General features: G+C 59.6%; 17 protein-coding genes and 1 pseudogene. 9 read left to right on the top strand and 9 right to left on the bottom strand.

Features of this window, described 5'->3' with window-relative positions; translation table 11 throughout:
- Window positions 1-52 precede the first annotated feature (52 nt).
- Window positions 53-2,110 (top strand): ATP-dependent nuclease, encoded by a 2,058-nt coding sequence (locus tag AC2TZ7_RS11710; RefSeq protein ID WP_489864355.1) that lies wholly within the window; start codon window positions 53-55, stop codon window positions 2,108-2,110.
- Entirely contained in the window at window positions 2,107-3,843 is a 1,737-nt protein-coding gene (locus tag AC2TZ7_RS11715; protein WP_489864356.1) for a UvrD-helicase domain-containing protein, read from the top strand. Before AC2TZ7_RS11710 ends, AC2TZ7_RS11715 begins: the two co-directional genes overlap by 4 nt.
- Before the next feature lie 336 nt (window positions 3,844-4,179).
- On the opposite strand, the gene AC2TZ7_RS11720 is transcribed toward AC2TZ7_RS11715, so the two are convergent.
- From AC2TZ7_RS11720 to AC2TZ7_RS11730, 3 genes are all read right to left on the bottom strand, one after another.
- Window positions 4,180-4,608, bottom strand: a complete 429-nt coding sequence (locus AC2TZ7_RS11720) for an EF-hand domain-containing protein (protein WP_489864357.1) — start codon at window positions 4,606-4,608, stop codon at window positions 4,180-4,182.
- Window positions 4,609-4,685: 77 nt separating this feature from the next.
- Window positions 4,686-5,174 carry a cytochrome b gene (locus AC2TZ7_RS11725; RefSeq protein ID WP_489864358.1) on the bottom strand — a complete coding sequence of 163 codons (489 nt, stop codon included), beginning with the start codon at window positions 5,172-5,174 and terminating at the stop codon, window positions 4,686-4,688.
- Window positions 5,175-5,231: 57 nt separating this feature from the next.
- The gene (locus tag AC2TZ7_RS11730; RefSeq protein ID WP_489864359.1) at window positions 5,232-5,759 is read right to left on the bottom strand and encodes an EF-hand domain-containing protein; all 528 of its coding nucleotides are present in this window, start codon (window positions 5,757-5,759) and stop codon (window positions 5,232-5,234) included.
- Between the two features lie 173 nt (window positions 5,760-5,932).
- Here AC2TZ7_RS11730 and AC2TZ7_RS11735 point away from each other — a divergent pair, with 173 nt between their 5' ends.
- Complete coding sequence (locus tag AC2TZ7_RS11735; RefSeq protein WP_489864360.1) at window positions 5,933-6,658, top strand: response regulator; 726 nt, start codon at window positions 5,933-5,935, stop codon at window positions 6,656-6,658.
- Entirely contained in the window at window positions 6,655-8,031 is a 1,377-nt protein-coding gene (locus AC2TZ7_RS11740) for an ATP-binding protein (RefSeq protein WP_489864361.1), read from the top strand. The genes AC2TZ7_RS11735 and AC2TZ7_RS11740 overlap by 4 nt, the downstream gene beginning before the upstream one ends.
- Window positions 8,032-8,033: 2 nt before the next feature.
- Here the strand turns inward: AC2TZ7_RS11740 and AC2TZ7_RS11745 are convergent, their stop codons facing one another.
- Window positions 8,034-9,353 (bottom strand): MFS transporter, encoded by a 1,320-nt coding sequence (locus AC2TZ7_RS11745; protein WP_489864362.1) that lies wholly within the window; start codon window positions 9,351-9,353, stop codon window positions 8,034-8,036.
- A 7-nt stretch (window positions 9,354-9,360) separates the two neighbouring features.
- Window positions 9,361-9,618 carry a metal-sensing transcriptional repressor gene (locus AC2TZ7_RS11750; RefSeq protein WP_489864363.1) on the bottom strand — a complete coding sequence of 86 codons (258 nt, stop codon included), beginning with the start codon at window positions 9,616-9,618 and terminating at the stop codon, window positions 9,361-9,363.
- A 529-nt stretch (window positions 9,619-10,147) separates the two neighbouring features.
- Here AC2TZ7_RS11750 and AC2TZ7_RS11755 point away from each other — a divergent pair.
- On the top strand, window positions 10,148-10,840 hold the full coding sequence (locus tag AC2TZ7_RS11755) for a HupE/UreJ family protein (RefSeq protein WP_489866810.1): 693 nt from the start codon (window positions 10,148-10,150) through the stop codon (window positions 10,838-10,840).
- 13 nt (window positions 10,841-10,853) lie between these two features.
- Window positions 10,854-11,477, top strand: a complete 624-nt coding sequence (locus AC2TZ7_RS11760) for a transmembrane anchor protein (protein WP_489864364.1) — start codon at window positions 10,854-10,856, stop codon at window positions 11,475-11,477.
- A gap of 201 nt (window positions 11,478-11,678) precedes the next feature.
- On the opposite strand, the gene AC2TZ7_RS11765 is transcribed toward AC2TZ7_RS11760, so the two are convergent.
- The 4 genes and pseudogenes from AC2TZ7_RS11765 to AC2TZ7_RS11780 all read right to left on the bottom strand — a co-directional run.
- Entirely contained in the window at window positions 11,679-13,019 is a 1,341-nt protein-coding gene (locus tag AC2TZ7_RS11765; RefSeq protein WP_489864365.1) for an anti-phage deoxyguanosine triphosphatase, read from the bottom strand.
- 27 nt (window positions 13,020-13,046) lie between these two features.
- The gene (locus AC2TZ7_RS11770; protein WP_489864366.1) at window positions 13,047-16,484 is read right to left on the bottom strand and encodes an ATP-binding protein; all 3,438 of its coding nucleotides are present in this window, start codon (window positions 16,482-16,484) and stop codon (window positions 13,047-13,049) included.
- A complete protein-coding gene (locus AC2TZ7_RS11775; RefSeq protein WP_489864367.1) occupies window positions 16,484-17,719 on the bottom strand; it encodes a metallophosphoesterase family protein in 1,236 nt (411 codons plus the stop codon). The genes AC2TZ7_RS11770 and AC2TZ7_RS11775 overlap by 1 nt, the downstream gene beginning before the upstream one ends.
- Before the next feature lie 150 nt (window positions 17,720-17,869).
- Window positions 17,870-18,624, bottom strand: a pseudogene (locus AC2TZ7_RS11780) (IS5 family transposase); the annotation flags it as partial.
- Window positions 18,625-18,763: 139 nt separating this feature from the next.
- Here AC2TZ7_RS11780 and AC2TZ7_RS11785 point away from each other — a divergent pair.
- The 3 genes from AC2TZ7_RS11785 to AC2TZ7_RS11795 all read left to right on the top strand — a co-directional run bounded on the left by AC2TZ7_RS11785 (window position 18,764) and on the right by AC2TZ7_RS11795 (window position 21,348).
- Window positions 18,764-19,009 (top strand): hypothetical protein, encoded by a 246-nt coding sequence (locus AC2TZ7_RS11785; protein ID WP_489864368.1) that lies wholly within the window; start codon window positions 18,764-18,766, stop codon window positions 19,007-19,009.
- A 324-nt stretch (window positions 19,010-19,333) separates the two neighbouring features.
- Window positions 19,334-19,681 (top strand): plasmid mobilization protein, encoded by a 348-nt coding sequence (locus tag AC2TZ7_RS11790; RefSeq protein WP_489864369.1) that lies wholly within the window; start codon window positions 19,334-19,336, stop codon window positions 19,679-19,681.
- The gene (locus AC2TZ7_RS11795) at window positions 19,678-21,348 is read left to right on the top strand and encodes a hypothetical protein (RefSeq protein WP_489864370.1); all 1,671 of its coding nucleotides are present in this window, start codon (window positions 19,678-19,680) and stop codon (window positions 21,346-21,348) included. Before AC2TZ7_RS11790 ends, AC2TZ7_RS11795 begins: the two co-directional genes overlap by 4 nt.
- Window positions 21,349-21,764 lie beyond the last annotated feature (416 nt).

Here is a 21,764-nt window from a genome sequence, read left to right on the forward strand (position 1 = left end):
CATGCATCGTGTCGGGCTGCAATTCTGCCGGGACAAAATTTGGATGGTTTTTATGATCAAGCTCTCAAATATCCGCGTACAAGGTTTCCGGCTCCTCGAAGACGCCGAAATTGCCGTTGAATCTGGTTCGACTGTGATTGTGGGAAGGAACAACAGCGGGAAGACTTCACTAACCGAAATTTTTGAAAAATTTTTGGGAAACAGCGCAGGTCAGTTTCGACTTGAAGACTTTTCAGGCGCTTTGCGATCAAAATTCACTGAAGCCAAACGCCTCTACGACGAGGGACAATCCCAACCGGTTGATATCCTCAACGCTCTGCCAAGTATCACCTTAGAGCTTGTTTTCAATTACGAGAACCATGATGGCGACCTCGGCCCACTATCTCCGTTTATTATTGATCTCGATCCGGCCTGCACGACTTCGATTGTTCGAATCGTCTACTCTGCCAGTCTAGCGACCTCTACTAACCTTTTGGATGTCCCCGCCCCGCTAATTGAGCAAGCTGAAGCCGAAGAAAAGAGTGCGACTGTTGCGCTATTCAGCCATTTGCGCGACGCGATTTCTGTCGCGTATTCGATCCAAGTGTTTGCTGTAGATCCGACAGACGACACCAATGTACGAAAGTTCGAAAATACATCTGCTCTCGCACAGCTAATTCAAGCTGGTTTCGTCAAGGCACAACGCACTCTTGATGTGACGACGAAGCACGACCCCGACGTAATCGGGAAGCTGCTGAGCCAACTGTTCAAAACAGCTAGTCACCTCGAAGCATCGCAGGATGACAAGGACATTGTTGCCCAACTCAAGGCTTCGGTCAGCAAGCTCGAGGGAGCGGTTCAAGGCGGCTTCGACACGCAACTCAAAGGTCTACTTCCGGCTCTGAGTCTCTTTGGATTCCCAAGCCTAAACGATACCGAACTGATGCCTCAGACCAGTATCGATGCTGAAAAGCTGCTCACCGACAACACTAAGATTCTCTACACTGGGGCCGACGGCGTACACTTGCCAGAGGGTTACAATGGTTTGGGAACCCGCAACCTCATCTATATCCTCTTGCAGCTCGAAGCACTTCACAAATCCTACCGGGCGACCCCCACTAGACCGATTTCGCACATAGTGTTCATCGAGGAACCTGAAGCCCACTTGCATCCACAGATGCAAGAAGTCTTCATCGCCAAGTTGAATGAGGCAGTATCAGAGCTCTCGAAAAAGTTCCCTGAAGAACCTGCGTGGCAGGTTCAGTTTATCGTCTCGACACACTCCTCTCACCTGGCAAACGCCGCCCAGTTTGACGCAATTCGTTATTTCCTGAGTGTACCGTCTGACACTGACGGTTTCCGCCGCACGAAAGTAAAGGATTTTCGTAAAGGCGCCAATACGATACCTGCGGACGATAGAAAGTTCCTACAGCAGTACATGACGCTTACAAAATGCGATCTCTACTTTGCTGACAAAGCCATTCTTGTTGAAGGTGCAACTGAGCGAATCCTTATGCCCCGCATTATTGAAATGACCGACAAGGGCGCGAAAGAATCCGCTAAGCTCGGAAGCCAATACATCACGACGATGGAAATTGGCGGAGCGTATGCACAAAAGTTCTTCCCGCTCATAGAGTACTTGGAGCTTAAGTCTTTGATAATAACGGATATCGACGCAGTCCGTCTAGAAGACAGTAAATATCGAAAATGTCTTTGTATTGAGGGCGAGAGGACTTCCAACAGTTCGCTTAAAAACTGGTTTGGCGACAATGAAATTTCCGTAGCAAAGCTCCTCTCCAAAACACCAGAAGAAAAAACTCGAGCTTTCTACCGTATTGCGTACCAAACCCCGGAAGATGACTCCGAGCACTGCGCAAGAAGCTATGAAGACGCTCTCATTTTGGCGAATTTGGAGCAGTTCGCGATCGCCGATGATGAGCATGCCGCTGCCAATGCGTGGGACAAAGCGAAACGCTTCGGAAAATCGGAAGAGGCCATCCGCTTCGCACTCATGGAGGTCGATTGGGCGATACCTAAGTATATCAGAGACGGCCTCGCTTGGCTCGCCTTGCCCCCACCTCCCGCTGCCGAGCCTCAAGAAGTTCCGCGAGCGGAAGAGGAAGTGGCATGACCATAGAACTGTCACCCGCGGTTAAGGCGGCGCAAGAAGCGCAGGCGCGCGTCGAACAGTGCTTGGAAGAGAAACGAAGCTTTCGCCTCGAAGCCGGCGCAGGTGCGGGTAAAACCTATTCCTTAGTGGAAGCGCTCAAGAAGATCATCTCCGAGCGAGGCAAATCCCTCATACAAGCCGGGCAACAGGTTGCTTGTATTACATATACAGAGGTCGCAAGGGACGAGATTGCGCGAGACATCGCGGAACACCCGGCAATCTTGGTGAACACCATCCATGGTTTTGGCTGGTCGTTCATATCGCGCTTTCAAAAGGAGCTTCGGTCTCTCGTCGCAGCGCTGCCTGAGCGCCAGGAAGCGATCGAGGAAGCCGGGGGGATATCCGGGCAGCGAGTGGACTACAGCTTTGGCTTTTTCAGCATTGATGACGAAAAAATCATGCTAAGTCACGACGACGTTCCGCGGCTCCTCGCGGCTATCCTCAGCAATGAAAAGACGAAGAAGATTTTCAAGAGCAACTACCCAATCCTATTTATAGATGAATATCAGGACACCGATCCTGCAATAATGGAGTCACTGTCGGAGAACTTCTTCAAGGTCGGATCGGGCCCGATTGTCGGCCTTTTCGGCGATCACTGGCAGACGATTTATAGGAAGGACTTCGAGCTCGCTGAATTCGAAAATGTTGTGGGTATTGATAAGAAGTCAAACTTCAGATCAGTGCCTCCTATCGTCAACGTTCTTAACCGCCTCCGTCCGGAATTGGCTCAAGAGGTGGAAGACCCGCAAGCGACCGGAGAGGCGCGCTTCTTTCATTGCAACGGCTACACTGGCGATCGCGTGAGTTCAGCTCACGCGAAGAACGAACTTCCAGAAGAAGAACACGCTCAGGCCATTGAGAGAGTGCGGGCAATGCTCATCAAAGAAGGCTGGGATTTTTCTCCTAAGACCACCAAGGTTTTGATGCTCACGCACAATTCAATTGCAGCAAAGCAGGGTTATCCAAATATAGCACGCATATTTAAAAGAAACGAAGCTTTCGCCAAGAAAGAAGATGCTACTATTTCCTTTTTAATTGATGTTGTTGAACCTCTTTGCGTTTCATTTTCCGAGCGTCGTTTTGGCGAAATGTTTCGTCTCTTGGGGAAGGCTCCCACCATCCAATCGGTTGCTGACAAAGAAGCTTGGCGCAATGACATGGAGACATTGATCGCCCTGAGGCAGCATGGAACAGTCGGTCAAGTCCTAGACCACCTGAAGGAAACGCGTCGCCCGCGTCTCAATGATAAGATTATTGCCAAAGAGAACGCGTTGAACGAATTCGATCCCGATGGAGAGGAAGAAGAATCCGCCTCCTCGCTACGGCAGCGGGAACTTCGTAACACAAGCTACTCAGAAATCTTGGCGGTTGAACGGTATGTGAGTGGCTCGACACCATTCGCGACGCAGCACAGCGTCAAGGGAGCACAGTTTACAAATGTTCTTGTAATCTTGAGCGGTGGCTGGAACCAGTACAACTGGCCTAGGTTGCTTGAACAAATCCATACAGGCAAGATTCCACCGGCGCAGCAAGCCGGTTACTACCGCGCCCGCAACCTCTTATACGTCGCGCTGTCGCGACCGAAGAAGCGTCTAGCTGTTCTCGCTACGCAAGAGTTGAACGCGGACGCACTATGTGCAGCCGAAAGCCTCTTCACCACAGATATGGTATTAGGATTGCCTTTTGAGGTCTGAGGCAAGCGCCGGACCGAGACTAGCGGCAAAGCGGCTGGCGGGCAGAAACCGCCAGCCTTTATAACTATTGGGGCCGGCGGGGCTGTATCGCCCATCGGGATCTGCTCGGGTTAAGCTGTTAATCTGAATGCCTCGACTGGCATCAGAGTATCGGGCTGTGCGCCCTGGCGGAACACGAGGCAGGTCAGCTGCGCTGCAACATTCTGATCCAGGGCTAAAGGTCGGCTCAGGGCGGGAACCGGACATTCGCTGCGCTCGCCTCGAAAGTCCGGTTCGAGCTAAAGTCGGGAGGGAGCGCCTGTGCGTCAGTGTTGGCGCTCGCCCCGTCTTCGGCATTCACTTTATCCCAAAATCCGAGAGCGTGATGCCGTCGTCACCGTTCTTGTCCAGTTTCACGAACCAGGCCTTCGTGCCCTCCTGAAACTCGTCACGGCTGACACGGCCATCGCCGTCGAGGTCACTGTTCGGCAGGCTCATCCCATCGGCGACTTTCTGCATCTGAGCGCGTTGCGCGTTCTGGTAATTTGCAACGTCCGCCGCGCGCGCCTCGTCGAAAAGCACATATTCCTCGGCATCGAGAGCGCCATCATCATTGGCGTCGAAGCTGGTGAAGACATTGCCGCGCATCTCTTGCAGTTCGGTGAGCGTGGCGGTGCCGTTGCCGTCGAGATCCCAGGCTTGCATGAACTGATCGCCGGGCGTGGTCTGGGCGAGGGCTGCACTTGCGGCAAGAAGGAAAGTCGCGGTGAGAAGCGGGAGTTTCATGGGGAAGTGTCCTTTGTTTTTCAGGGGCAATTGGCCCGCGCCACAGCGCTGCGTGGAGGGCACGGGCGTCGTCGGGATCAGAGTGCGGGACGGATCATCCGCGCCATCACGTTGTTCTTGAGAACGAGGCGGTGGAACGGCACCGCAAGCACATGCAGGACGATCAGCGCGAGCAGCGCGACCTTGAGCACGTTATGGATCTGCGCGGCCACGACGATATCGCCGAACCAAGCGGCAAGACCGGTGACCGACATTGCCGCAATCAAGGCGTAGAACGCCCAATGTGCGAGATGCGACAGGGTCTTGAGCGGACCGGGTTCGTTTTCGGGCGGGGGCGGTGCGCCACGCTTGAGCCGCAACCCGAAACGCCAGACAACCAGCGCGAGGATCAGCCCGCCACCCACGACATGCGCGAGGATCAGCGGCTCGAAGTCATAGCTGATGCCTTGGCGGATTTTGCTCCAGGCACCTGCGATGGAGTCCTTGAAGATATATTGCCCCGCGATCAGCGCGGCCACGCCCCAGTGGAGCGCGATCTGGGTGACGGAATAGCCTTTGACTGTCATCTTTCACATCCTCTCTGAGCCGTGGAGCGGGCCAATCCGGCCCGCTCTCAGGGTGTTTTATTGCGCGGTCTCAGGAGCTGTCGGCGCGGCGATGGACGCCTGCATCGCCTGCATCCGGGTCATCATCTGCACCGGGAAGGTCAGTTCCTCGGCCGAGAGCTGTCCGTCCTTGTCGGAGTCGAGCATGGCGAAGGGGCGCTCGGCAACGCCGCGGGTCGCCTCGGCGAACAGGGCCTCGAACTCGGGCTGCGACAGCGTGCCATTGCCATCCGCGTCATGCTTGGCCTGCAGTGCGGCGATGCCTGCCTTGGCTTCCTCGGGGCTTACCGCGCCGTCGGCATCGGTGTCGAAAGACTTGTAGAGCGCGCTATCGGTCATCGGATTGCCGCCCATCGGGCCGTGGCTTCCGAACGATGCGCGCTGCATCATCGCAGGACCGCCTTTGTCATGCATCATGCGCATCATCTGCTGAGGGCCCCAGTTGCCGTTCGGGCCGAAACCCCCTGCTATGGCGGGGATGGACAGGGCGCCGATCACGGCGGCGGTGGCGGCAGCACCAAGGGTCAGGATCGTCTTGCGTTTCATCGTCTTGCCTCTTCGGTTTCGCGTTTCGATGAGGCCAAGATGGGGCAGCTCTGTCGCAGGGGTGTGCCAGTTCGGGGGGAGATTTGTATCCGTTTGTCGCAAAACCTGCCGCCTGCGACGAAGCGTGACGCAAATCCTTACCTCAGCGTCCAAAATCGCGCTATGACGGGGCCATGAGCGAGCAACCCCATATCCTCGTCGTCGACGATCACCGTGAGATCCGCGATGCCGTCACGCGCTATCTCGAACGCAACGGGATGCGCGCGCAGGCCGCGCGCGACGTGACCGAGATGGACGCGGCGCTGAAGGCCGGGCGCTTCGACCTCGTAATCCTCGACGTGATGATGCCGGGCGAGGACGGGCTGTCGGCCGCGCGCAGGCTCTCGGCAGCGGGTGGTCCGCCGATCCTGATGCTCAGCGCACTCAGCGAAGAGACTGACCGCATCATCGGGCTCGAGATTGGGGCCGATGACTACCTGCCCAAGCCCTTCAATCCGCGCGAATTGCTGGCCCGAGTAAAGGCGATCCTGCGCCGTTCCGAGCGCGCCCAGCCGATGGCGGGAAGCCTTGGCGGGCGCAAGCTGGAATTCGCAGGCTGGGTGCTCGATACCGATACGCGCGCGCTGACGCATAGCGCGGGGCGCGATCCGGTTTCGCTCACGACAGCCGAGTTCAAGCTGCTCACCGCCTTTCTCGAACGTCCCCGCTACGTGCTTTCGCGTGATCAGTTGCTCGACATCACGAGCGGGCGCACGGCAGATGTCTTTGATCGCACCATCGACAATCAGGTGAGCCGGCTGCGGCGCAAGATCGAGGCTGACCCGGCCCATCCGCAGATCATCCAGACGATCCGCGCCGGGGGCTACAGCCTTGCTGCCGACGTGCACGAGGTGACATGAGACCGCCCCGTCCGAAATCTTTGACCGGTCAGCTTGCGCTGCTCGTGATCGTGGCCTTCGTCGCGGCGCAGGTGCTCAGCCTCTGGCTTTTCGCCGACGAGCGCGGCGCGGCGGTTCGGGCGGCGCAGCAGGCCGAGATTCTCGAACGCAGCGCGGTGGTGCTGGACGCCATCGAGGCCGCGCAAGAGGAAAGCCGCGCGGGCATTCTCGCGGCAGCCAATTCGCGGCTGGTGCGCTTCAGCACCGATCCCGCGCCGCTTGCTACGCGCGGCAACGCCCCAACGCTGGCAAACCAGTTGACGCAACTCGTCGGGACGGATCGAAACCTGCAAGTCGAGGAAGTGGCGCTCTCACCCCATGGCGCGCGCCGCTCCGAGCCTCCTCAGGCGCTGTCCTGGCTGCGCGACCGGATGATGGCGGCCGGGATCGCGCCCGAGGAGTTGCGGATCTCAATCGCCTTGTCGGACGGCCAGTGGCTCAACACCCGCGCCGAGTTTCAGCGTCCCGATTTCCAGCTTCCTCCCGTGATCCTCGGCACCACCTTCCTGTCGCTCCTGTTGATCCTTGCCGCGCTCTGGTTCGGACTGCGCCGGATCACCGACCCGCTGCGCAGGCTCGCAACCGCCGCGGATGGGTTCGGGCTCGACGCGGCCCCGCCCGAAATGCCGCGCGATGGCCCGCGCGAGGTTCAGGCGCTCTCGGAAGCGCTGGAACGCATGCAGGCGCGGCTGTCTGCGATGATCGCGGACAGGACTCGAATGCTCGCAGCGCTCGGCCATGATCTACGCTCGCCGATCACCGCGCTGCGCCTACGCGCCGAGATGGTGGATGACGATGAGACCCGCGAGCGCATGGTGGTGGCGCTCGACGAGATGCAGGAGATGGTCGAGGCGACCCTGGCCTATGCACGCGGTGTCTCCCCTGACCAACCTCTGGAAAGCGTGGACCTGTCGGAGCTGCTCACGGATCTGGTGCGCGATCTATCCGCGCAGGGGCCGGAGGTGCAGCTGACACAGGCCGCGCCCTTGCGCGCCGAGATCAAGCGCACGCCGCTGCGGCGTGCCTTGCGCAACCTGATCGAGAATGCGCAACGCTATGGCGGTGCGACGCAGGTGACGCTGCGCCCGATGGGCAAGTCCATCGAGATCGTCATCGAGGATGACGGTCCCGGAATACCGCCCGAGGACCTCGAGCGCGTTTTCGACCCGTTCACGCGGCTCGAGGCGTCGCGCTCACGCGAGACCGGCGGCACAGGGTTGGGGCTGTCGATCGCGCGGGCGATCCTGCGCGCTCATGGCGGCGATGTCACCTTGGAGAACCGCGTCGAAGGAGGCTTGCGCGCCCGCGTGCAACTGCCGCTCGAGGCCGCCTGAGCTCAGAACCGGGTGCCCCAATGCGGGTGAAGGTCGTCGATCACCAGCGCGTGGCTATGCGTGCGTTGGCCCTGAAGATGCGGATGATCCGGCGCGAGATTGTCGTGGCGATGCTCCAGCGTGACCGGATCGCCAGAGGGCCAGACCCGCAGCGCCACGATCAGCCCAAGCGCTGCCAGCCCCGCCAGCCCGAGCAGTGCCGGGACCGCGCCGAATTCGGTCATCAGCCAGCCCGACAGCGGGTAGGCCACCAGCCAGCAGGCATGGCTCAACGCGAACTGCGCGGCGAAGAGCGCGGGACGGTCTTCGGAATGCGACGAGCGCTTCAGGAGTCGGCCCGACGGTGTCAGCACCGCTGAATATCCGACGCCCGTCGCCAGCCATGCGGCGAGAAGCAAGGGCCAGCTCAGCCCGACCGCCGAGATGGCCAAGGCAAGGCCGAGGAGCGCGCCGATCATCACTCCTGCGCCGGACAGCATCACAGGGCGATCCGCCACACGATCAAGGAGGCGCGGCAGGCCGAGAGCCGCCAGCATCGACCCCGCCCCAAAGGCGAACATCGTCCACGCCAGATCGCTTTCCGAGAGGTGGAGGCCACCGCGCACCAGAACCACCGAGTTCACCAGCACCATCGCGCCCGCTGCTGCCGCGGCCAGGTTCACAGCCAGAAGCCCCCGCAACCGGGGCGTCGCAAGGTAGATCCGGATGCCGCGCGTGGTCCGATCGTAGATACCACGCCGAGTCGCAGCCTGTGGGCTCGGAAGGATCACCGACACGACCAGCAGCGCCGAGCCTACGAACCCCGCGACCGTGCCGAGAAACAGGCTGTTATAGCTCATCACCGCGAGGAGGAGCCCGGCGAGAGTGGGACTGACGATATTCTCGAGGTCGTAAGCCAGTCGGGAAAGAGACAGCGCGCGAGTATAGCGCTCTTCCTCCGGCAGCACATCCGGCAGCGTCGCCTGAAACGTCGGAGTGAAGGCCGCCGAGGCCGATTGCAGGAGAAAGATCAACACGTAGACTTGCCAGACTTCAGTCACGAAGGGCAGTGCCAGTGCCGCGCAGGCGCGGACGAGATCGAGCGTCACGAGCAGCGCCCGCCGGTTCACCCGGTCGGCAAACGCCCCCGCGACCGGCGCGATGCCGACATAGGCAACCATCTTGATCGTAAAGACCTTGCCCAGCACCATACTCGCCTTGTCCCCTGCAAGATCATAGGCGAGCAGCCCGAGCGCCACCGTGGCGAGCCCGGTGCCCAGAAGCGCTACGATCTGCGCGGCGAAGAGATGGCGATAGGTTCTGTCAGCGAGGATGGAGAGCATGGGGCACTCATAGATATCGGGAAATGGCCTTGCGTTCCGCCCGCTCTGCTTCGTCCTCTGCGTCGAGACAGTGATCCAGATGATCATGGATCAGAGCCTGCTTGGCGCTCCGGATTGCACGCTCTACAGCCTGCAATTGCTGGGCAAGCTCAAGGCAAGGCCGCCCGTCTTCGATCATGCTGATGACCGAGTGCAAGTGCCCTTCGGCGCGTTTCAGCCGGGTTACGACTTTCGAATGACTTGCGTGGAGGTGCGGTTCTGTCATAGCAATGGGCTAACCTCCCCGGGAGGATAGTGCAAGACATCGCATAAGATGCATCGGCAGAGTGAGGCAGCGTCGAAGATGAGCTGGAAAGAAAGAGGAGCGCGCATCGCGGCACGGCTTGCGGCCGTGGCTGCTTGCCTTTCTCTCGTCCTCTGGACAGTGATGCCGAGCGCCTCTCACATCCCCAGGATCGTCGAGACCTTGCAAGATCACGCGCAAATGATCGCAGAGCACGGCCACTCGCACGGATTCGAAGAAGATCTCGCATGGGCTCTGCATGGCCATGACCATGAGGGCGCTGACCATGATCACGGTCACGCCGTTCTGCCGAGTGGTCCTTCCAGCCAATTAGAGCACACGCGCCTTGCGACCTGGCGCGGGATTGCGCGGTCTCATTGGTCGCCACCGGTTTTCCGACTGGATCGTCCGCCGCGGGCGTGAGGCTGGCTCCTCGCGGGCCATCCCTAACTGACAACGCGGACAATCCAAGGAGACTGAAATGACTTCCGCTTTTGCGGATGACGGACGTATGCGCATAGGGCGCGCGACCGCCATCCTTACGGCCCACTTGGCTCTGAGCCTCTGGGCGAGCGCTGCCTCGGCCCATAACGTCACCGAAGGCGACGCGGGCTATATCCAGGAAATCTGGGGCGTGAACCTGATCCCCTTCATGTATCTGGGCGCCAAACACATGGTGACCGGATATGACCATATCCTCTTCCTGCTCGGCGTCGTGTTCTTCCTCTACAGGATGAAAGACGTAGGCCTCTACGTGAGCCTCTTCGCCCTCGGTCATTCGACGACGATGCTGCTGGGCGTGTGGTTTGGTTGGGGCGTGAATGCCTATGTCGTCGATGCGATCATCGGGCTTTCGGTGGCCTACAAGGCGCTCGACAATCTCGGCGCCTATCAGCGCTGGTTCGGTTTCCAGCCGAATACCAAGCTCGCCACGCTGATCTTCGGCTTCTTCCACGGCACCGGGCTCGCCACGAAGATTCTCGATTATGACATCGCGCAAGACGGGCTTTTGCCCAATCTGCTCGCCTTCAACGTCGGGGTCGAGATCGGCCAAATCATGGCGCTCGCCATGATCCTTATCGTCATGGGCTACTGGCGTCGCAGCCCCGCCTTCCTGCGCCAAGCCTACACCGCAAACGTCGTGATGATGACCCTGGGCTTCGTGCTCATGGGCTACCAGATCACCGGCTATTTCGTCGCCTGAAAGGAGACCTGACATGTTCAATTCAAATCGACCTTCCCTCGAAGAGCTGCCGAGCTCGGCTCAGCTCCTCAAATCGTCTCTCATCGCGGGCATCTCCGCCGTGGTCATTCTGGTGACCGTCGTCCTGCCGGCAGAATATGGGATCGATCCGACCCGTGCAGGACGCTTGCTGGGACTGACCGAGATGGGAGAGATCAAGACCCAGTTGGCTGAAGAAGCCGAAGCGGACCGCATCATGGTCCCGGCCGTCGAGGACCAGTCGAACCTAATCGACGGTATTCTCGGCCTTTTCGTGAGCGCGGCATATGCAGAAGAGGCCGAACCATGGCGCGACGAAATCAGTTTCACTCTGGAGCCCGGGCAGTCGGCCGAGTGGAAGCTGCTGATGACCAAGGGGCAGACCGCGCAATACCGGATGATCGTCGAAGGTGGCCGCGTGAACTTCGACATGCACGGGCATGGTTCGGGCGAGTCGGCGACCTACGAGAAAGCACGTGGCTCGACAGGATCAGAGGGGGGCATCCTCGCAGATTTCGACGGCCAACACGGCTGGTTCTGGCGTAACCGCGATGGAAGCCCCGTGACGGTGAAGCTTCAATTGCGCGGCGAATATGCCGAACTGATCGACGCGAGTTAAACCAAGAGCTGCCATTCCCGCGATCAGCGGCGAATGGCAGCTTTGGGCCGAGAACGTTCTTCTGCCCAATAGGGCGGGAAGCGATCGTCCGCCGCGGTGGCAAAGGCATCCCGGCCGCGCCGTGGAAGCGGACATTCAGCCGGGAACCGAGACCGGAACTCGCTCGATCGACACGATGGGCGGAAAGCGGACGAGAAGGCCTTAGAGTTTGTCGAACACAGAGCCCATCCTTGGCGCGAACAGCCTTTCATAGGTCTTGAGCAGATAGGTGTCCGTCATGCCTGCCACGAAGTCGCTGATGTGGCGCAGGTCGCCACCTGACGCCTGGAAACCCACATTGGCATCGATTGGCAGTAATCGCTCCGGGTCCGATTGCATTGCTTCGAACACCGAGACGACCATGGATTGTCCCTTGAATTCCAAATGCTGCACACTCGGACTGCGAATGACCTCCTGCATGACAAGATCCTTTAGAGCGCTCAGGAAGCGAGCATGATATTCCGGCAACTCAACGCGCCAGCGCAGCAACGGCTCTTGGAATTCAGGCGTCTCGACAAATCTGACGGCAGTGATCAGATGGTTTACCCACCGACTGATCCAGCGTTTGCGTGTATTACTGTCGCCAAACAGCCCGTCCACCATGGCCTCATAAGGGGCATTGCTATCGGTCTGGGCCTTCCGACGCCGCTCTTCGACAAAGCTGCCGCAGGCGTCCTCGGGAACTCGCTTCCTGAACTGATGCTCCGTAACGAGCCGCAGGGCAATCGAGTCTTCCAAATCATGAACCCCATAGGCGATGTCGTCTGCGAGATCCATAATGCTGCAGTCGAGCGACTTGTGCAGGGTTCGGGCGTGTTTGCCTTCACTTTTCTCGATGCGGGTGAACTCTTTCCGATCAGGATCGGTTAGGGGATCCAAGATCCAGTCAACCACATCTGTTTCGCAATCAAGATAGCCCTTGGGCGGTGTCGAGGCTTTCAGGTCAATGGTCGGCACAACCGAAAGCCCATCCTGCAACTGAGGGCGCAGCTCGGAGTTCAGCAACCCTGATAGTGCGACAGGGTATTTCAGGACGCCAAGCATGGAGCGCCGAGACAGGTTCGCACCTGCAGCGGCAGAGAAGTTCTCGAGCCGCGCCAATAGGCGCAAGGTCTGACCGTTGCCCTCGAACCCATGTGCATCGCGCATGCAGTAGTTCAGCGCAACTTCGCCGCCATGACCAAAGGGGGGATGGCCTAGGTCGTGTGAGCAGGCAATGGCATGGATATGGCTACGGTCTGGGAGAACGGCCGTGGCGGGGTGATCGGTGAAACTTCTAGCGAGCTGGATCACGAGCCCTCCCGCGATCTGAGCCACTTCCAGAGAATGTGTCAAGCGGGAGCGGTAAAAGTCACTGTCTCCGAGATTCAGGATTTGGGTCTTGCCCTGCAGCCGTCTGAATGATGCCGAATGGATCACCCGGCCATAGTCGACATCCCCGATATCCCGGGCGTCTTCCCCCTGCGGATTCCAAGCCTCTCGGCGAGCGTTCCATTCGTTCAAGCCAGGTCTCCTCGGTGGTACAATCTTTTAAAGCTCATGAATAATAGGGGGCGCATCGCAGACACTCTTAGCGATCTCGACCACATGAAGATGGTGAGTAAGGTAGATAGCTTGTCCACGACCACCGATGGTTTCCATCACGCGGCAGGCGGCGCTGGTGCGCGCCTCGTCAAAGGTCTCGAAGATGTCGTCGCAGAAGAACGGGAGCTTCGTGCCTTGGGCGACTAGCTGTTCATGAGCTGCTGCGCGCAGGGCTAAGTAGAGCTGGAACCGCGTGCCCTTCGACATCTCGGCGGCGCGCTTGCTAACGCCGTTCCGGTCTACAGCCAGCAAGACCTCGGCGTCCTTTTCGATCTGGGTGCTCAGCGACGGGTAGGCCCCTTTAGTAAGGCTCGCAAAGCAGCCTTCCGTCGCCGTCAACATCCCGCTGCGATGGCTGTCGCGGTAGCGCCGAATGGCGTCGGAGGCGAGGGAATGACCCAGGGAAAGCTCGAGGTGCTTCAAGGCAACCTCCTCGAGTTGTAACTCCAACGTCGCCTTCTGCTCGACTAGCGCTGCAACCTGGTCATCCCCTTTGACGTCCGAAAGTGCATGCTCAGCCGTGGTGCGGGTCTGGATCGCTTGGGTTAGATTCTCCTCTGCGTGGGTGAGATCCGATCGAATGCTCTCGAGAGTGGCATCCAGCGCGGCTGCCGAGAGATTCGCCAACTGCTCCCGGGCCGAGGCGATGTCATCGAGGTTCAACTCGGACAGGACATTGCGCCTAAATTTGTCGAGCGAGACGCGGTCCTCGATGACCTGCTGAGCCTTGGTTGCGACCTGGCGCAGTTCGTCGATGTCGCTGAGGGCGCCAGCGTTTGGGAAGCTCGCGGCGATCGCGTCTATCTCCTGGTCGATGCCTTGCAGCTTCTCCTTGTTTCGGACCTTCTCGATGTTGGCCGTTTCGATCGCCCGGTCGAGCTTCTCGACCGCCTCCCGGGTCGCGCGGGCCTGTTCTGCCAAGGTCTTCAGAGCAGCATATGTCTGGGCAGCCGTCGCCTGGGGTTCTAGGTCGTGGGCACGTGCCAAGGCGTCGACCTCGCGGGCAAATTGCTCCTGGTCTGATTGCATCGTGTTGACCCTGCGCTCCGCGGCGGCGCGTGTCTTTTCGTGTTCGCGCAACTCGCGTAGCGGCTCCAGCGAGGCCACTAGGCGCTCGGGCGAAAGCGCCGCTCCGAGAAGCTCGTGGATCAGCTCTTGCCAGGCCGTGTCTGCGTCGTTCCTGGCCTTCAGCGCTTCTTCGTGGCGGTCTTCGCGCCGGGCGAGATCTCGCTGCGCCTGTCGCAGGGAGTCCTCGGCCTTCTTTCGGGTGTCTGCCTGCTTGCGCTCTTCTTCGGCAGCGCGCCGTGCCGCGTTCAGGGCACTGCCCAGGTCTGTCGGCTGATAGGGCAAGAGCCCCGCAAGCTCGGCCAGCAAGGCGTCGGCGCGTTGGAGGATCGAACGATGAGCCTCGTCTGTTTCGCGCAGAGCCAGCGCCTCATCGTCGGCCGCCTCGTGACGGAGCACCCACTCTAGCCACGCGGCTGGGGGGATGCTTGTCGGCAGCCCGACCTGCGCGGCCGCCGCGCTTACCAAGGCTTCTATGCCGTTGCGTTCCTGCTGTAGGGCGTCGAGGCGCTGGTTTGCCTGAGCGGCCCGTGCGCGGGCTTCGGCTTCGGCTTGCCCGATCTCGCGCAGCTGCGCCAGTTCGCGGGACTGGGCTAGGCGCGCCTCTGCAGCGGTGTCGTGTTGGCGCAACGCCTCGTGGAAGGCGGTGGCGGTCCGGGTGTCCAGGGCTGTCAGGTGCTCTGACCACCGAGCATCGCGCTTGGCAAGCAGGTCCGAGGCTTCGGTGTCGGAGACGATCTTCGCGCCCTTGGCCAGCGCCTCGGCCTGTGCGCTGCGCGCCGCCATGGCCTCCAGATGCTCGTCGCGTTTATCCGTCGTTGTGCGCAGATCGCCGACCACCTCCTGGTGGCGCTCGGCCCAGCCTGTAGCCTGAACGCGGGACGTGGGGCAGGCGGGCAAATGGTCGAAGATGACGCCTCCTACGGAGAGCGCCGCCAGAGACCGGTCGGCCTTGATTTTCGCGGCCTCGATGGCCTGAAGCGCAGCAGCATGGGCGGGGGCCAGGTGATCCGCATCGAAGCGCAGCAGGACATCTGCAACCCGCGGGGCACCATTCGCCGCGGGCGCACTGTCCTGCACGGCTTCTGTCGCTACCGTCACCTTGTCCTGCAGCTCAGAGACTTCTCGGGCTTCGGATTCCACGTGGGAAATGGCCGCACCTAGGGTCTCCCTGGCGCCCTCCAGTGTAGCGATATCTGCGGTCGACAGAACTAGGCTTTGCAGCTCGACGTCCGGCGAGTCGACGGCAAGGTCTAGCGCGGCCTGCTTCATGGACGCCTCTGCCGCCAGCTGTTCGTCCTTACGTCTGCCGAGATCGAGTTGTGCGCTACGATCCCTCGCACTGAGGTCCTCGAGAACATCAAGCGCTGTCGAGAGATCAAGGAACCTGGGATCGATGGAGATTCCTTTGCGCTCATCCTGAAGTCCCGCGATCTCCTTGGTCAGGCGCTCGACATTCTGTGTGGCGATACCCCGATCGCTGCGAAGCTCGATCAGACGCTCTGGATCGAAATCGAGTTGATCGGGATAGGTCGAGAAGGGGGCAATCGCCGCTTCGAGGGTGAAAATTTCAGCCATCAGCGGCAACGCGCGCCTTTGCGCTTCGGCGCGCGTTTTGGCCGTGTTCAGTTCATCTCGCCCCGTGCGGGCGACCCACTCGGCTTTCTGCGCTTTCGCCAGATCCCGCTTGAGGGCTTTCCAGGCGCTGGCAGTGATATCGAGGTCCTTAATCTCTCTTTCCACCTCGGCAAGGTCGCGCTTCAGTTCTGCGACGCGGGTTGTTCGCCCACGTTTCTTCCAGAGCTCGTCGGCTCGCTCGCGAACGCCGTCCAGAACGCCACTGAGGTCGGCGACGCCTGCTGCGGCCGAGAAGAGAAGGCGGCCGATGTCTCCTTCGGCATTCGCGATCTCTTCACCGCCACGCTCGATCGTCACATCGTCCAGGCAAAGAAGGCGACGGTAGTCCTCCTCCGAAAAGCCCGCGAGATGTGCGGAAAGGGCGGCCTCCGGCAGCGCATTACCCGTCTCATCGACCAGAGAGCCGCTGCGCGTGGGCAGGCGCGTGAAGCTGCGCATGGCGCCGTCGACATCCAGTGTGGCGGAGACCTGAAGATTGTTGCGCGGGTGTTTGAAGGCGTAACCCTCGCGCAGCGGGAAGCCATAGAAGAGCCGCAGGACTGCTTCCATCGTGGTCGTCTTCCCAGCTTCATTCGGGCCGTAGATGATATGGAAGTCACGGCCGTCGCCCGCGGACCCAAAGTCGAACGCCCTGTCGGTGAATTGACCGAAACGTTCTAGGTTGAGGCATTGGATCCGCATCAGTTTCCGGACCCCTTCATCTGCGCCAAGACGAGATCGGCACCAGCCTTGGTCAACCGGTTCACCAGTGCATCTCGCGCGGCCTCGTCCGCCATCAACCTGTCGCGCAGTCCAACTGGCAGATCTTGCATGACGGACTCGACCTCTTCCCGGGCCAAGGCAGCGAAACCGGGTTCTCCGCGGATCGTTGCCATCGTTGTCGCCAGCTCATCGGCGGCGCCGCTTGCGTCTTCGTCCGCTTCCGGCGGCAAAAGGTCGAGCAGAAGCTTGTCGAGCCAGAGATCACCGGCGGCACGGGCGAGTTCGTTCACCTGTTCGACCCAGAAATCCCGATCCCTCAGGAATTGCCAATGGCGCACCGGCCTGCCAGTCATGGTCAAACGGATCACGCCGACAGGCGCAGAGATCTTGCTGCGCATCGCGGTCAGGTGGCGCTTCAGCGTCCCGCGAAGGGCCTCGTCGCTGTCCGCGTCTGTGACGTCCACCTCGGACTGGGCGAATTCAACAATCGAAGTGCGCACTTCGGTCACCTCGATCACGCCTTGCTCGATCGTCAGCAGTGTCACGGACTTGGGTCCGGACTCGCCGATGTCGCGCCCCTGCGGAATGCCCGGCATGACAACCCATGGCGCTTGCGAATGGACCTGCCGTTTGTGGATGTGCCCGAGCGCCCAGTAGTCGAAGCCCATGCCGGCAAGATCTGCGACGCTGCAGGGGGCGTAGATGTCATGGCCGGCCGCACCGCCAAGCGAGCTATGCAGCATGGCGATGTTCAGCGCGCCTTGGACCGGCGCCTTGAAGCGTGGCAGAAGGCTGTCGGGCGCGTGGCGGTCTGCGAAGCTGACACCGTGAATCCAGACATCGTCGGCCAACTGTTCCTTGCCTCCGCGTGCATCGAAGACGTGAACGTGGGAGGGCAGATCGAGCGTCCCGGTGATCGGGTTCTCCGCGTCATGGTTGCCCCTTATGTAGAATACCTTGATCCCGGCTTTGCCGAGGCGTTCTAGCTCACTCGTCAGGAAGGCGCCCGTTCTGGCGCTGCGTTCTTTCCCGTCGAAGAGATCTCCGGCAATCAGAATTGCGGCGACCTCTTTGGAAATGGCGAGATCGACAAGTTGGCTGAAAGCGGACCGAGAGGCTGCTGCAATTATGTCGCGAAGCTCAGAATTTCGCAAGGCGAGAGATCGAAGAGGTGAATCCAAATGGACGTCGGCGGTGTGAAGAATTTTGATCAATATCGAACCCCTTACTTATATCAAATGAACCAAGATTTTACGTTCTGAACAACAGGGAAAACCTCGCTTTGTGTTCAGATGAATGTCGCTGGCCGATGGTGAAGTTTCTGAAACACGATTTCTGCCACCGGACATTAGGCTCAGGACACATAGCCAGTAGATGACCGTGGCGGCGAGAGCGATGGCCGAGAGGAAGACCTTCGGGCACCTATCGTATCGCGTGGCTACCCGCCGCCAGTCCTTGGGTCTGCCGAACATAATCTCGATCCGGTTGCGGCGTTTATAGCGGCGCTTGTCATACTTCACCGGTGTCTTCCGCTGCTTACGGCCCGGGATGCAGGCGCGTATCCCCTTGTCTTTCAACGCTTCGCGGAACCAGTCGGCGTCGTAACCGCGATCCCCGAGCAGCCAGTCGACATCCGGAAGACTGTCGCAAAGCGCCCGGGCACCGATGTAATCGCTGACCTGTCCTGCCGTTACGAACAGGTTGAGAGGGCGTCCCTGGCTGTCGCAGATGGCATGCAGTTTCGTGTTCATCCCGCCCTTGGTCCGTCCGATCAGGCGGCCGCGCCCCCCTTTTTGACGCCCAGACTGGACGCCGTGCGGTGGGCCTTCAGGTAAGTGGCGTCAATCATCACGGTCTTCTTCTCGCCATGCCCGGCAGCCAGTCCGGCCATCATCTTCGCGAAGATGCCTTTGTCGCTCCAACGCTTCCAACGGTTATAGAGCGTCTTGTGGGGGCCATACTCCTTCGGCGCATCTCGCCATCGCAACCCATTACGATTGATGAAGATAATACCGCTCAGGACGCGCCGATCATCGACGCGCGGCTTACCATGGGACTTCGGAAAGTAGGGCTCCAGACGCGCCATCTGCGCATCGCTCAGCCAGAATAGATCAGACATGTCACCGCTCTGTTTTCGTGCGGTGAATCATGCCCTTCTGCTGAAATCAATGGGTCCTGAACCTAGGCACCTTATGCCTGACTGAGCCTAGGCCGGCGAGAGGTGCCGCGCGACACACGAGCGGCGGCTTTGGGGTGCAATGCTGACCTGCATGCCAGCCACAGCGAACGGCAGCTTAACAGGCGGAGCTGCCTTTGTGATCGGCGCTCGCAATAGCAACAGTCCTAAAGAGCACGGTATCAGCCATCTCCTGCAGGACGATGTTGCGGTGTTGGAGGCACGTCAGGTCAAGGTTGCACACTACTGGCCGTCTTCCATCGATGGTCATCCGGATAGTCTGGGCAATGTGAGCTACTCCTCGATCATTGGACAGAATCCGGCGTAATTTAAGCTAATCGTGGCGCCTGCTGACCGGGTTGGTTGATGTCGTTTCTCTGCCAATTGACCCGACAAAACTGCTTAAGCCTTTGATGTCGTTGTTGCTCATGGATCCCTCGAAATTCGCGAACAGGATGTTCTTTCGCCGGTTCCAGTGCAAGGCGCAATTGGGTGCGTGTCCGGGGCAGGGCGAGGCACAGGCTTTTCTCGATCAACGGCCAGCTTTTCATTTTGTGTGATTCTGTCTGCCGGTTTTTCAGGTCCGGTCTCCATACTCCTCCCATCAAGTCTACCCAAAGTCCCGCAAACGCGCGGAGAGGAGCGGATCAGAATGGCAAGGAAGACGAAAGCCGAGCGGAGAAAACGGCGAGAAATTCAGGCGACCGACGCTGAGTGGCAGGTGATCAAATCGGCGGCCGACAAGTTGGGCGTTCCGGTTTCCGAGTTTGTCCGCCGCTGCGCCTTTCATTTGGATCTGTCAGATGGATCGACCAAGAAAGAAGATGCCGCAGTGCAGGTGTTGTCCGCCTTCAATCTCATCGAGAAAAGCTTGCGCTTGATCGCAACGGAAGTGGTCTGGCGAAGAACTGTCGCTCCCGATGATCTGCGGTTGATCGCTACGGTCGAAGCCAAGCTCGACCGGATGTATGACGCACTGTTCGGAGAGGGGAAAAAATGATCCTCGGCTGGACACGGTTCAAGAAAAAGGAAAAGGCCGACTACGAGAATGTCGTGGACTACTTCGTCGCCGAGGAAGTCCCTAAGCTGGTGAACGGGAAATACATTTCGGTGCGCAGATACCCCGCGCCGGAAGTTCTGATGGGGTGCCCGACACGAGTCATTCGAACTATCGAGAACCTTGAGCAGCGGCACAGGTTGACCGCCTTAACACTGACTTTCACCGAGGCAGATATCTCGGTTCGGGAGTTCAACGCTGGCGGTTCCGAGGAGCGCGAGAAAGTGAGCCGTATCCTCGATTTCGCGCTCGCGCTCGCTTTTCCGGGTGTGCCGGTCGAGAAGAGGCCCGCTATTCTTGTCTCGACCCACACTCACACGAACAGGCTGGAGCTGAACTTCGCAATTCCGCGCTGCGTGATCCGGCCTGATGGATCGGTTCGCGCTTTCAACCCAAGCCCACCCGGCAGGCGCGCGACCGAACTTTGGCGGGCCTTCGTCGATACGATCAACATGACCTTCGGATTTGATGACCCGGGCGCTTTTGAGCGGATGCGTCTGATCAAATCACCGGACGCAGTTCTCAAGGAGATCGCAGAGGCACGGAGGAACAATCAGTTGTCCCGTTTTGAGCCGCTGGAGGCGTTTGTGGAGGCTGCGGAGGTCCGTGCGGGTATTTTGCTCGCAAAGCCCGGCATTCCAAAGCGAGATGTTTTGCTCGAGGGCTTGCGCCCCTTGGCGCAGCAGTTTGGTTTGACCTTTGAGACCGCCACCGCAAACGGCACGACTTTCCGGTTTCGGAATGGTGAAACTCAACGCAGTGTCACGCTTCGCGGTCCCCTGATGACAGATCAGTTCGAGCAACTTTTCCAGCGCTTTAACGGGATCGGACGAGAGCGGAAAATCCAGCTGGCGAAGGCGCCTGCCAAACTGGAAGAGCTTTGGCTATCTGTTGCCCGAGATATGTCAGCTCGGCACCGTTTCGAGGCGCCCGAGAAATTCTATGATCTCTCCGAGTTTCTCGAGGCGATGCCAAGGCCTCGACCTACGGTTTTTCGCCGAACGACGCATGGGCTGAGGCCGATTGCCGGTCTGCTCCATCGTCTTGTAACCGAGCACCTGATGGGCGGGCTCGTCGCGCGTCTCGTCACCGCACTTCCCGAAAATCTCTTCTTCGAAGCACGCAAAAAATTGGAGGCCCTGAATGCCCGATACACAAAGCAACACGAACCAAGTGAAACGTCAGGACATCCTGGATCTGATCGAGTCGAACAGACGTATCGCAGCGCTCATTCCAGACCTCCAAGCGCTCCTGGCCATCGAGAAAGACCGTGGGGTCGTCGAGCGACTGGACCAGATGATCGAGGATCTCAGCGCAATATCGCAGCAGATCGCGGGAGCCGCGGGTATGATGAGCGACGCGATCGAAGCGTTTCAAAAGGACGCGCAGAAACGCGAGAAACGAGAGATGGAGGTCATCGAATTGATGGCACTCGTGCACGAACGCTTGCGGCGTGTGGGCTGAACGAGTTGGACCTGCGGATCAAAGCGCTTCTCGACCGCCTTGGGGGTTCCAAGGGTGATGAGGATGAAAGGGTCGAAGACGCGCTCGAGCCGGCAGAGATCGGCGCGTCCGAGGATTACCACGAAATTCTACCCGACGGGCCGTGAGCGCTTCGGGCGTCTGCGCGCTAGCCTTCGCACTGAATGGCCAGACCTGAGGGGCGGACCAAATTCGCGCCTGCAAGCGAGCCAGCGAATGATTTGTTCACGGCTTTGGTATCGATGGAGCTTTCGGAACATCCCGTTGGGTGGCGTGAGCCATCAGCCCGCCGGCTTCAAAAAAGCCTGACTTATCGCAGGATGTTAGTCGCTCTCGTCCGGAACCGGACAAAAATGCGCAATTATAGTCGGTTAGAGCGCTTCCGGTCTAAGTTTTCTGTGGATTACGGCGCGGTTTGCCGTGAGTTGCGGCGTCACGCTCCCTATACTTGGTATCACCAGCCGCGAACCCAATCGGGCCGCAAAACCCTTCCTCCGCCGAGCTTGCGCTCGCGCGGCACCGAGAACTGTTGCCTAGTGCCTAC

This window comes from Thioclava sp. ISO4 (assembly GCF_058105145.1).

Coding starts and splice junctions, on each gene's coding strand:
- AC2TZ7_RS11770 (WP_489864366.1), bottom strand. CDS start 16,484: ATGCGGATCCAATGCCTCAACCTAGAACGTTTCGGTCAATTCACCGAC.
- AC2TZ7_RS11750 (WP_489864363.1), bottom strand. CDS start 9,618: ATGACAGAACCGCACCTCCACGCAAGTCATTCGAAAGTCGTAACCCGG.
- AC2TZ7_RS11730 (WP_489864359.1), bottom strand. CDS start 5,759: ATGAAACGCAAGACGATCCTGACCCTTGGTGCTGCCGCCACCGCCGCC.
- AC2TZ7_RS11725 (WP_489864358.1), bottom strand. CDS start 5,174: ATGACAGTCAAAGGCTATTCCGTCACCCAGATCGCGCTCCACTGGGGC.
- AC2TZ7_RS11785 (WP_489864368.1), top strand. CDS start 18,764: ATGCTGACCTGCATGCCAGCCACAGCGAACGGCAGCTTAACAGGCGGA.
- AC2TZ7_RS11745 (WP_489864362.1), bottom strand. CDS start 9,353: ATGCTCTCCATCCTCGCTGACAGAACCTATCGCCATCTCTTCGCCGCG.
- AC2TZ7_RS11720 (WP_489864357.1), bottom strand. CDS start 4,608: ATGAAACTCCCGCTTCTCACCGCGACTTTCCTTCTTGCCGCAAGTGCA.
- AC2TZ7_RS11735 (WP_489864360.1), top strand. CDS start 5,933: ATGAGCGAGCAACCCCATATCCTCGTCGTCGACGATCACCGTGAGATC.
- AC2TZ7_RS11790 (WP_489864369.1), top strand. CDS start 19,334: ATGGCAAGGAAGACGAAAGCCGAGCGGAGAAAACGGCGAGAAATTCAG.
- AC2TZ7_RS11760 (WP_489864364.1), top strand. CDS start 10,854: ATGTTCAATTCAAATCGACCTTCCCTCGAAGAGCTGCCGAGCTCGGCT.
- AC2TZ7_RS11710 (WP_489864355.1), top strand. CDS start 53: ATGATCAAGCTCTCAAATATCCGCGTACAAGGTTTCCGGCTCCTCGAA.
- AC2TZ7_RS11795 (WP_489864370.1), top strand. CDS start 19,678: ATGATCCTCGGCTGGACACGGTTCAAGAAAAAGGAAAAGGCCGACTAC.
- AC2TZ7_RS11755 (WP_489866810.1), top strand. CDS start 10,148: ATGCGCATAGGGCGCGCGACCGCCATCCTTACGGCCCACTTGGCTCTG.
- AC2TZ7_RS11740 (WP_489864361.1), top strand. CDS start 6,655: ATGAGACCGCCCCGTCCGAAATCTTTGACCGGTCAGCTTGCGCTGCTC.
- AC2TZ7_RS11715 (WP_489864356.1), top strand. CDS start 2,107: ATGACCATAGAACTGTCACCCGCGGTTAAGGCGGCGCAAGAAGCGCAG.